This is a genomic window from Winkia neuii subsp. neuii DSM 8576 (assembly GCF_000420405.1).
In the GTDB taxonomy this organism is placed as follows: Bacteria; Actinomycetota; Actinomycetes; order Actinomycetales; family Actinomycetaceae; genus Winkia; species Winkia neuii.
Genome location: NZ_ATUW01000001.1, coordinates 377761 through 388766, shown reverse-complemented (window position 1 = coordinate 388766; position 11006 = coordinate 377761). Strand labels below are relative to the sequence as shown.

Below are 11006 nucleotides of genomic sequence, written 5' to 3'. Positions count from 1 at the left end.
ACCGAAACACCATCACCATAAGAAGGATCAACCACATCAGCAACCGGCTTCTTATCAGCAGGCCCCACCTTCACCGGAACACTAACCGTATCCGAAGACCCATCCGGATAAGTCACCACCACCGGAACCTTATAATCACCCGGCTCAACATCAGCACCCGGCTCAACACTAAGAGAACCATCACCATTAACAGTCACCCAACCAGGCACACCATCACCAGGACCAAACTTAGACCCCTCCGGCAACGCACTCCCATCAGCACCCTTAGGAACCGAAACAGAACCAGACTCACCAGCCTTGACCGAAACACCATCACCATAAGAAGGATCAACCACATCAGCAGTCTTAGATTTCTCCTTCACCGTAACGGGTGCTTCTATAATGCGTGACTGCCCGTTGGGATAGGTGATCTTAACTGGAACTTTGTATTCGCCTGGCTTCACATCAGCACCCGGAGCCAGAGAAATAGACCCATCGGCATTGACCGTGGCCCAGTCAGGTCCAGCCTCGATCCCCTCCGGTAGCTCCTGGGCATTTGGCGCCGCAAAAGTAGTCCCCTCGTGGAGAGGCTTGCCAGCCTTGGTAACGGGAACAGGCACCGTGTCCGAACCACCTGCCTCGACCTCGATAGGTTTGTACTGAGGCTCTGGCGTGGCTGCGAAGTTATCAGCTGCAAGCGCTGTTGTAGTATCGCCCTTCGGGTAAATCGTGGCGGTATAAATTTGTGCCTGATCCAAATCGTCCGGAACAGTAAACGGGCAGGACTCGATCTTGCCTACATTTGAAGAGGTAACCGTGCACTTGCCGACTTGGTTTCCAGCCGAATCTGTCCAAACAACGTCATAGTCTAGACCCGGATTAAATCCGGAAGCTTCAGTATTTGCCGTATCGGCCGGCTTCGCCAACTTGTCGGTAGAATCGTATTCCACCACGTCAAATTTGCGGTTTTCCTGCTTAAGCGCAAAATCCATGCTGGTAACGCCACTTAGAGCATTTGAATCCACATACAGGTCATTTCTGCCAGCATCCTGGTACATGTTTGTTTGCATGGTATCTAGCGAACCGCCTATTCCCTCGGGCAGCTCGGGGGAAACGTACATGTACTTTGTATTCACGTGTTTGGAAGAGAGATTTCCCTTGGCCCAAGAACCCTGCCCAACAGGTGCCAGCTCGCCGTACTTGTTCTTATTTACGATCCCCTTGTAGTTATAGCTGTCGCCCCACAAGCCCTGGAATTGGATCTGGTAAGAGCCGTCAGCCTTAGTCAATGCATACGCAGTTTCGGCAATAGCAGACTTGCCCGGATTATCCGCCTCGTACTGCTTCATAATTTGCTTTTGAGCATCGCGGAACTGATCCAACGTAGCGCCCTTATTGTCGGCTAGCCACTTGTCGAACTGGCGAGCCACTTCGTCTTGAACATAAGAAGCGCGAACCTTCATTCCCTCAATGGGCTTATCGCCCCAGGCGGGATCGAGCCCGGGAATGTCGCCAGATGCACCATAGTTATTCCGCTGATCCCACCAGACGGTGCCAAGCACATCGCCACCAGTCTTAGTTGGAGTCAAATTAGTTTGTTTATCTTCCGGCAGGTGCATAACGTCATTTTGGGGACGTTCCTGGAACGAAACGTTGAAATCAACCGCGTTCCTGCTACTAGGCAAGCTATTCCAGAACCCGTGCACTCGCTGGACGCTATTAGCGAAAGTCTGGAAGCCCTCCGAAAAAGAGGAAATGTACTTCGAATCGTCCGGATTTTCAGACCATATACGAAGTTTTTGGGTTGAGTTGGCCTTAAAAGCATGCTTGTTGCCTAGCGAATCCGTCCAATCCGGCAACGAAATTGAATACTTTCCATCATCGCCAGAAGTAGAAGTATAAATCGGGGAAACAGTCTTGGCGGAATCATCGTCCACCCACTGCGCGTAGACTTTGACCCCAGACAGGGGCACATCCGAATCGTCATAAGCCGTCCACGACTGTTTGCCATCCAGCTCCCCACGCGGACCCGACCTATCAACGAAAACCTGCCCAGACACAGTCTTATAGCCCTGATATGAGCCGGGCGATGAAATCGGCGTATTTTCAGCAACTGCCGGGGAAATAACTACTGGAGATAGCAACATGCCACCGGCGGTTAACGCTACAACGCCAAGACCAGCTGCTAGTGGACGAGGGGTAAAGATCAACGGATTGCGCTTTAGGCTCATGGGCCCTCCTGAGTTGAGGCACCGTAGGTACCCTGACTAAACACAGCCAGCTTTATAAATACGCTACGGTATGTACCCATTCAGCCTAACAAGCAGTGTTACCATTCACACACAACTGTGACCTTAGTCACTTACAAGTGAATAGCTTTCCACCTGCTGTTATACCCAATTCGCGTTATTAGAAGAACGCAGCGGGCAATTGCTTCTAGGCGCAAACCTGAGCAAAACTACTGCTGCGCATCCCACCACGAAAGCAGGCGTTCCTTTGCCACATCCTGCCCAAGCGGCCCCTCGTCCATACGCAACTGCAACAAGAACTTATACGCCTTGCCCACCTGGGGACCAGGATCAATCTGCAGCAAGTCCATAATCTGCTGCCCGTCCAAATCCGGGCGAATGGAATCCAACTCCTCCTGCTTAGCCAGCTCGGCAATGCGCCGCTCCAGATCGTCATAAGCATGCGAAAGGTAGGCAGCCTTGCGCCTGTTGCGAGTAGTGCAATCAGCCCTAGTCAGCCGATGCAACCTTTCCAGCAGTGGACCAGCATCGGCCGCGTACCGGCGCACCGCCGAATCCGTCCACGCTTGCTCCCCATAACCATGAAAACGCAAATGCAACTCGACCAGGCGACAAACTTTCTTGGTAGTGTCCTTATCGAACTTCAAAGCCCGCATCCGCTTGCGCGTGAGCTTTGCTCCCACAATCTCGTGATGGTGAAATGACACAGTCCCGTTAGCTTCAAACCTACGCGTATCCGGCTTACCCACGTCGTGCATGATAGCCGCAAAACGCAAAATAAAATCCGGAGCCGGAACCGCCCCGTCGGGGCCCGTCTCCATAGACATAGCCTGCTCCAACACCGTCAGAGTGTGCTCGTAGACATCCTTGTGCCTCTTGTGTTCGTCAACAGTCTGGCGCAAACGCGAAAACTCCGGCAACACAAGGTCCGCCACACCGGTGTGCGTCATCAGCTCCAATCCGACCCTAGGGCGCTTACCCACCATAAGCCGAACTAATTCTGCCTGGATACGCTCTGCAGACACAATCGATAGCCGCTCCGCCTGCTCACTCATAGCCTGCATCACGTCCTCGGCAACATCGAAACCCAGCTGCGACGCAAAGCGAGCTGCACGCATAATGCGCAACGGGTCGTCGTCAAACGACTGCTCAGCAGAAACTGGCGTGCGCAGCGTCCCCGCCAACAAATCGGCCAACCCCCCAAGCGGATCTACCAAGGTCATATCGGGAAGCCGAATCCCCATAGCGTTCACAGTAAAATCGCGCCGGGTAAGATCGCCCTCCAACGAATCCCCATAAGCTACCTGCGGCTTACGCGACCCCACCTCATATTCGTCGGTGCGGTAGGTAGTAATCTCGACAACCGTGTCGTGCAAGCGCCCACCAATAGTGCCAAACGCCCTGCCCACATCCCAGGTGGTAGCCCCAGCCTCCTTCAACAAAGCCTCCGTCTGTTCCGGCCGGGCCGAAGTAGTCAAATCAAAATCGTGCGGGCGCAACCCCAAAAACGCGTCCCGAACCGGCCCCCCAACAAGCGCAATCTGGTGGCCAGCATCAACGAACACCTGCGCCAGCGCAAAAACTTCCTTTGGGATAAGCGCAAGCGCCGCATGTGCATTCTTCATAGCTACCTGCGCAGCAGCAGCCATACCCACCTCGGCAACATCGGGCAAACGTTCAGCATCGGCAATGGGCTCAGGATATTTCTGCATAAGACAACCCTAATCGAAACCGCCCGCCAATAAACAAACAAAATTGACAACAAACACCCAATTCCGCTTAGAACTGGGACAGTTAGGGCGTTTCTACTAACATATTCCCTATGGGAAAACCGGGCTCTACAAACACGTGGACAACCACGCTGCCATGGGTGCGCGCAGTCCCCCAAAAAGAAATCGCCACCCAATCCGAGGCGCCCACCACCCTCACAGACTCCCAGGCGCGCCGCGTCCACCGCCCAGACGACCTAGTGCAACTAGTATTCACGGCACTACTCGCAGCCTCCCTTGTGCTCATCTCGATGGTGGGCACCGAAACCTCAATCGCAATAACCTCAGACGTGCAACACGCCGCCTCCCGACTACAAGAAATAGTCTTCTTCCCCCTCCGGATTGTAGAAAACGCCCTCGTACTAGCCATCCCCGTAGCAGTGCTTGTCCTCCTGGCAGTAAAAGAACTATGGCGCCTAATACTCGAGGCCGTGCTAGTAGCGATAGTTGCCGGAATTAGCGCCTGGGGCGCCACCGAAGCACTCACCCTACTGCCCAAACACCTGCTCACCGCCTTCACCATCACCGAAGGCGGCGCACTAGTAATCGCCCTCAACATCCCGGTCGCAGCACTAGTCGGAATGATCACCTGCGCGGGCGAGCGCTCCCGCGAGCGCGTGATAGCGCTATCTTGGAGCGGCATCTGGATCACCCTTTTCATTTCGCTGATCCAAAACCGCTCCACCCTCTCGGCGGCTCTACTGTCAGTAGCTATCGGACGCATGTTGGGGCTCGCGGGCCGTTACGCAGTCGGGGTCATCGACAGGAGGGCGAAAGGCCCAGCTCTAGTTGGGGCCGTGCGGGCCGCCGGGTTGCACCCCAAATCGCTCACTCGCCTAGGTCAGCCTGCAGGGGGGCCATCAAAAGTTTGGCAAGTCTCACCCGTTACCTCTAAACGGGGGCACCTGATCTTACAAACCCAACTGGTGGGGGAAGGCAAGATCGTAGCAGACAAAGCCGCCTGGCCCTCCGCAGTAGATTCCCGCCACTACGCAATGGAAGATTACGACGGGCGTCACTACGAAATCGCAGTATTAGATTCCAACCGCAACTACCTAGGATGGATCGAACGCCTCTGGGATTCCCTGCGCCTACGCGGATTGTCTGGGCCCAACCCGGCTACCCTCCGAGGCGCCCTAGAGCGCGCCACCCTAATGGCCTCAGCAGCCACAAGCGCCGGAGTGAACGCACCCCGTCTGGTAAAAGTCAGCCAGAGCGGGGAAAGCGCCCTAATGATTTACGAGGAAACCCCGCAAGCCCGCCCAGTTGCCACCCGCAACGCAGACCCTCGCGAAAGTGGCGGTTCAAGCGCTATCGCGCAAGGCGCCCCCCTCTCGACCGCCGGGGCTCGCTCCCTCTGGCGGCAGTTGCGTAAAGCCCACGCCTCCGGGCTCGCCCACCGCAACCTAACCCCGGACGCAATCGGCATTACCGCAAACGCAGAACCGGCAATCATGCACTGGGAAGCCGGCGAAATCGCAGCCTCAGAACTGAACCAGCGCGTCGACCTCTTCCAAATGCTAGTGGTCCACATCTTCGCGATGGGCTGGGACAAAGCCCTGAAAATTGCTCGAGAGGAACTCGGCCAAGGGGTGTTGCGGCAAATTGTTCCCGTTACCCAACGCATAGCATTGCCGTCAGTAACTTCCCGCCTAGCCGGCAAACACAAACTGCTCGGGCCTCTGCGCGAAGAACTACTGGGCGAACAAGACCCCACCTCCGAAGTCGAAATGGTGGAGCTAACCCGCTTCAACTGGAAGCGAACAGTGTTTGCCGCCATCGGCGTAGGCGCCCTAGTAGTAGTGGCGGGCTCACTAAACATCGACGAACTCAAAACCGCAATTACTGGAGCCCGCCCGGGGTGGATAATAGTGGCCGCCTTCTTTGCCTTCGCCTCCTACCTGGGAGCCGCCCTCAACCTGAAATACCTAACCCCCGAAAAACTACCCGTCGGCGAAACCACACTGGTACAGGTAGCAGCCTCCGTAGTAGCGCTAGTCGCCCCCTCAGGGGTGGGCCCAGCTGCACTAAACCTGCGTTACCTACAGAAAAAAGGAGTTGCCCCTTCGCTGGGAGTAGCCACAGTAGCGCTCGTACAGGCAGCCCAATTCGTATTTACTGTTATCGCACTGGCCATCGTGGTAGTCATTACCGGCCAGGACGGATCAGTGCGAATCCCCGGACGCACCCTATTCATGGTGCTGGTAGGGATCGCCGCCGTGGTCATAGTGATCGCTGAAATAGCCCCCCTACGCAAACGCATCATGGCCTGGCTCAAGCCGTGGCTAACCGAAGTATGGCCCCGCATCGTGTGGGCCATGGCCGACCCCAAACGAATCGGCCTTTCAGCCTTCGCAGTATTACTACAAACTGCCTGCTACGTAGCCACATTCGGGGCCTGCCTTATGGCCTTCGACCACCGCCTGCCAATCCCGCAGCTAACCGTAACATTCTTGACGGCCAACACACTGGGGTCAGTAATTCCCACCCCGGGCGGTCTCGGCCCGGTAGAAGCGGCCCTTACCGGCGGCCTACAAGTCGCAGGCATTCCGGGAGCAGTAGCTCTCTCGGCCGCTATGCTCTACCGTCTACTCACCTATTGGCTACGTGTCCCCTTCGGGTGGGGAGCGCTAAAGTATTTGCAACGAAAGAACACTATTTAGCCTGACAAGAGGGGATTATGACCGAAAACGCAGCCAAACGCCGCCCGTCCATTCTGGTCGTAGTATTAGCAGCGGCAATCTGCGCTACTCTAGCGGTAATCGTTGGCCTGGTGGTCTACCACACCACTCGCAGCCAGAGCCCACAAGCCCCCGCTGCCAACCAACCTGCGCCCTCGAAAACGCCTGCAAATCCTGACACTACTCTTCCCGCCGACGCGCAGGGGCTTTTAGACGAGGGCGCCAAAGCCCAGAGCGCGGGCAAGGTTGCCGACAAAGCCACCCGCGATTTGATGGCTTCTGAGGCCGCCCGCGAAGCTTCCGACCCACGGGCGCTCGGCAAAGCTGACGCCCCCGTGGTAATGATCGAATACGGGGATTTCTCCTGCCCCATGTGTGCGCGCGCACAGGCGCAAACGATCTCTCACCTGCGCCCTCTGATTGATGCGGGAGTGCTGCGCCTAGAATGGAAGGACATGGCTTTCTTCCGCCAATTTCGTTCCGACTACGCGGCAGCAGGGGGTCTGGCGGCGGCCAAACAGGGCAAGTTCTGGCCTTTCCACGACGCTGCCTACCAGCTGAGCGCGAATGGGGACCACCCCACCTGGAATCAGGACAATTTACGGCAGGTGGCAACCCAAGCCGGGATAGAAAACGTAGAACAGTTTATGGCCGACGCCAATTCGCCAGAGCTACTAGGTAAGGTGCAGGCACAAACCGACCACGCCTCAAAAGAGATGGGACTACAAGGTACGCCCACTTTCTTTGTAAACGACAGGTACATTTCTGGGGCTCAAGATCCGCGCGTGTTTTTGGCAACCATTAGGGCTGCCTACAAGGATGCCACGGGAAGGACCTCACTAAAGTGAGCGTGACACTTTTGGGTGCCTATTTAGGTGGCCTAGTCACCCTGTTTGCCCCCTGCTCTGCAACTCTGGTGCCCGCATTTTTTGCCTACGCCTTCTCCTCAAAAGGACAGATCGCCAGATCCACGCTGTACTTCTTCGTGGGTCTCTTAGTTGCCCTGCTGCCGTTAGGTGCAGCCGCCGGGGCTTTGTCGAGGGCGTTACTTACCTACCGCCACCCCATTGCGATGGGCACAGGGATAGTGCTCATAGCGTTGGGGGTATGGACCGGGCTGAATCTACCCTTCCCACATCCGCGTCTTCCGGGAAGCAAACGAAAGCGCCACAGGGGAGTTTCCGGCCTCGCCCTGTTGCTTTTGGGGCTCAGCTACGGCCTAGCCGGAGCCGGCTGCACCGGCCCCATTTTGGGAGCTGTACTGGCCCTGGCGGTTACCTCGGGCTCGGCGGCGCTGGGAACGCTCACGATGTTCACCTACGCCTGCGGCATGTTCACCCCGATAGTGGTACTTTCTCTAATTTGGAATTCACTAAGCCAAACTAAACGCAACTGGCTGCGCCCTCGCCCAGTAAAAATTCTGGGCAGACAAACCACCTGGGGTTCCCTGCTCGGGGGTGCCCTATTCGCAATACTCGGAATAATATTAGTTGCTACCGGTGGCACCTCAGATTTTGCAATCTTGGGTGCCGCACAGCAAGCCGATTTAGAACACTTGCTGCTGCAAATAGGGCAGGCCGTACCCAACTGGCTGTTCCTCCTGTTGGGCGGGCTGGCACTGGCACTAATTGTCGCCCTCGTGGTGGAAAAACGGAGTAAACGCAAATGAGGTACATACATTGGCGGTCTAACCTGCCCACGATCGGATGGCTCGTAGCCACATTCGTAGGTGCGTTCGTGCTGCGAGAAGTAGCCACCGTGGTGCTCACCCTGCCAATAACAACAGTAGGGTTCCCCGCCTCGCTGACTTCGCCCGCAAGTACCGTACTCGAGCTGGTCATCCCGCTGGCGATCGTTTCTTTCTTCACCCTGTTCGTTGCGCGCCACCTGGATCACGGCATGGACGTACTCGTTGAACCCTCGCTGCAAGCCACCCGCGAGCGCGCGGCCCGGCGCCCCACCGACCCGTGGGAAGACGAAGAATCCTCTAACGCCCGCGCCTTCTCGGAACTGTCTTTGGAGCCGGCTCCAATCACCTACCCTCCCAGGCGCAACACCCCAGTCCTAGTTAGGGCCGGGGCTATGGCGCAATTGTTCCTAATCGCAGTTATCGCCATCCACAACATAACGGTTTACCAGATGCACGCGGGCGCTACCGTGGCACTTCTAAGCGGCGGCGTGGGCGTGCTAGCGATCGCCATAGTTGAAGAACTCCTGTTCCGTGGCACCATCTTGCTCACCTGCCGCAAACTAATGCGTCGCGAATGGCAGGCCGTAGCCATATCTTTAGTGCTCTTCGCCCTCTGGCAGATAGGGATGATTCCGCTGGGCACAGACTGGACTATGGCCGTGTTAATTGCGGTGCGCTCAATTGCTACAGGTTTTGGCTTCTACTGTGTTCGCGTCATGACCGGGCACCTGTGGCCCGCCATTTTGGCCCACGCCCTGTGGGGATTCTTCGTGTTCGTACTGTAATTCGTGCCCTAACGGTGGCTACGTCATTCTTGACGCAGTTTTTCGCGTATCTGCCCGTCCGAGGCCGCACCTTGCCCAACCCCGCTGCCCACGGATCCTTCGGCCCCCAGGTTGGCCCGCCACGGTTCGATCGTGCCGGGCACCCCTAGCAGCGCTTTCCAATGCACCAAGTATTCGTCCTGGTAATTGTGCCCATGGCCAGGTTCGGTTTCAATTGCCAGGGGCAGCTCTGCCGAAAGCTGGGTAAACGTGACGAACCAGTGCCAGCGCAGGGCGGTATCGACATCTTTGCCCGCGTCCTCGCGCATCCAGTCCGGTTCGGCCGTCCAAATAGGTATCTCCCAGCGCGCTACCGGATCCGAAGCATGTTGGGCGTAAATCGTGCGCGGATAGTGCCAACGCCCCAGTTCACGCCCGTAGATATCGGTGTGTAGTTCACCTTTTGCGGTTGCCACCCGCACCTGTTTCCCATTGTCAATAACAGGTGCTATTTGAGGGCTGCCGTGGGTGCGGGCACGTTCCAGTTGCACGCGTTCGGGGGTAAACGCCGGGGTTCCCACCCACAGTTGCCCACTAACCAAGGACACTAAGTTGCGACCGTGCGCGGTCTTAGCAAGTTCGCTGAGGGCGGCCAGCCCTGAATAGGCGCCCAGCGATTCGCCGGATAGGTACACGCGGGGCCGTTTATTAGCGGGCAAGGTGGCTACCTTTTCTAACACTGTGCGAACCAACATGGTACCTGCCTGGCGCACCTCGTCTTTGTTAGCCACAATTTCAACCCACGACGGATTGTACGAATACTGCATGGCGGCGGTGGCACAATTCCCGCCGGTGGCGTACTCGAAGGAACCCGGGTTCCAATTGTTTACCCAGCCGGTTCCCGTAGTGGTCACAATGGCGAGGGCGGGGCGTTCGAAAGCGCCCGCACGCTCCAGTTCTGCAACCACCGCCCTGGCAGTGGCAGACACATTCTTGTGCTGGGCAACGGAAGCATACGCCCTGATCGGCTGCGTAGCGGGGAGCTTAGTGAGTGCTTCAATTTCTTCTTTTGAGGGCGTCTTAGAGACAAACACCCGCCCCTCTTTACCCAGCAGCGCCCAATCCTCGTTTGATTCCACCGACCCGGATACGAGCTCAGAGGAAGGCCTTGACGCGTTTGGGTAGGTCTGTTTGTTCAATTCGGCCGCCTGGCGTGAGGCCCATCCTAGCCCCCCACGCATTACCCCTCCGTACAAAACCAATCCCACGGTAGAAAGCACAAGCACCCACCCAGTAAATCGGGCAAGAGGCAACGGCAGGCGGGAACTGAAGCTCTTCACGAGCACCACTGCTAACCAGTGGATTGCACTTACCACCTGCCAAATGCCCCAGGCTAGAGCTCCCCCCAGAAGCACCTCCAGTACGTACACCAGCAGACTAGGCTTTGCCATTCCAGTAAGCGCGGCAGTATGCATCGCAGACCTGTAGTTAGCCACGAACCCCCACAGTGCCAGCGCTACCAGACCCGCCGTAACCGCCCAGGCGAGCAGCCGCAAAACTCGTTTTTCTACAACCACCTGAAGCGCCAGCGCCCTCGCCACCCAGTAGGTGAGGGACCCCAAAAGTGAACCCAAAGCGTAGCCGAACGCAGAGCAAATGCCGATCGCAGCAGCCTGCGCCCACGGCGGCTTCACTAGCAGCAGCGGGGCCGTTACCACCAGCGCCATATTAGTTCCCACAACTAGGCCAACTACCGACCGAGGTAAGAATCGAGCCGCCTCCCCGAACGCCACCTGGCGCAAACTATGTTGCCGCTCCGGATGCGGGCCAAAGGAAACCAGCACAATAACCTCAAAAACCTAAACTGCTAAGCC

Annotated in this window: 7 protein-coding genes; 4 read left to right on the top strand and 3 right to left on the bottom strand. The window is 57.0% G+C overall.

All coding sequences use genetic code 11. From position 1 onward, the window contains the following. Together G437_RS11595 and G437_RS0101735 are read right to left on the bottom strand one after the other, a co-directional pair. On the bottom strand, window positions 1-2210 hold a 2210-nt coding region (locus G437_RS11595; protein WP_024330880.1), incomplete at its 3' end, for a Rib/alpha-like domain-containing protein. A 227-nt stretch (window positions 2211-2437) separates the two neighbouring features. After that, window positions 2438-3853, bottom strand: a complete 1416-nt coding sequence (locus G437_RS0101735; protein ID WP_024330879.1) for a CCA tRNA nucleotidyltransferase — start codon at window positions 3851-3853, stop codon at window positions 2438-2440. A gap of 197 nt (window positions 3854-4050) precedes the next feature. Here G437_RS0101735 and G437_RS0101730 point away from each other — a divergent pair, with 197 nt between their 5' ends. The 4 genes from G437_RS0101730 to G437_RS0101715 are packed head-to-tail and all read left to right on the top strand — an operon-like array spanning window position 4051 to window position 9153. Beyond that, a complete protein-coding gene (locus G437_RS0101730) occupies window positions 4051-6660 on the top strand; it encodes a lysylphosphatidylglycerol synthase transmembrane domain-containing protein (RefSeq protein ID WP_024330878.1) in 2610 nt (869 codons plus the stop codon). A 17-nt stretch (window positions 6661-6677) separates the two neighbouring features. Beyond that, a complete protein-coding gene (locus G437_RS10430) occupies window positions 6678-7526 on the top strand; it encodes a DsbA family protein (RefSeq protein ID WP_024330877.1) in 849 nt (282 codons plus the stop codon). Beyond that, a complete protein-coding gene (locus G437_RS0101720; RefSeq protein ID WP_024330876.1) occupies window positions 7523-8347 on the top strand; it encodes a cytochrome c biogenesis CcdA family protein in 825 nt (274 codons plus the stop codon). The genes G437_RS10430 and G437_RS0101720 overlap by 4 nt, the downstream gene beginning before the upstream one ends. Continuing rightward, the gene (locus G437_RS0101715) at window positions 8344-9153 is read left to right on the top strand and encodes a CPBP family intramembrane glutamic endopeptidase (RefSeq protein WP_060797754.1); all 810 of its coding nucleotides are present in this window, start codon (window positions 8344-8346) and stop codon (window positions 9151-9153) included. The genes G437_RS0101720 and G437_RS0101715 overlap by 4 nt, the downstream gene beginning before the upstream one ends. Before the next feature lie 23 nt (window positions 9154-9176). Here the strand turns inward: G437_RS0101715 and G437_RS0101710 are convergent, their stop codons facing one another. Further along, window positions 9177-10976: an alpha/beta-hydrolase family protein gene (locus tag G437_RS0101710; RefSeq protein ID WP_024330874.1), complete on the bottom strand. Its 1800-nt coding sequence runs from the start codon at window positions 10974-10976 to the stop codon at window positions 9177-9179. Window positions 10977-11006 lie beyond the last annotated feature (30 nt).

Excerpts from the sequence above, each read along its gene's own strand:
- G437_RS0101735 (WP_024330879.1), bottom strand. The coding sequence starts at position 3,853 with ATGAAGAATGCACATGCGGCGCTTGCGCTTATCCCAAAGGAAGTTTTT.
- G437_RS10430 (WP_024330877.1), top strand. The coding sequence starts at position 6,678 with ATGACCGAAAACGCAGCCAAACGCCGCCCGTCCATTCTGGTCGTAGTA.
- G437_RS0101715 (WP_060797754.1), top strand. The coding sequence starts at position 8,344 with ATGAGGTACATACATTGGCGGTCTAACCTGCCCACGATCGGATGGCTC.
- G437_RS0101730 (WP_024330878.1), top strand. The coding sequence starts at position 4,051 with ATGGGAAAACCGGGCTCTACAAACACGTGGACAACCACGCTGCCATGG.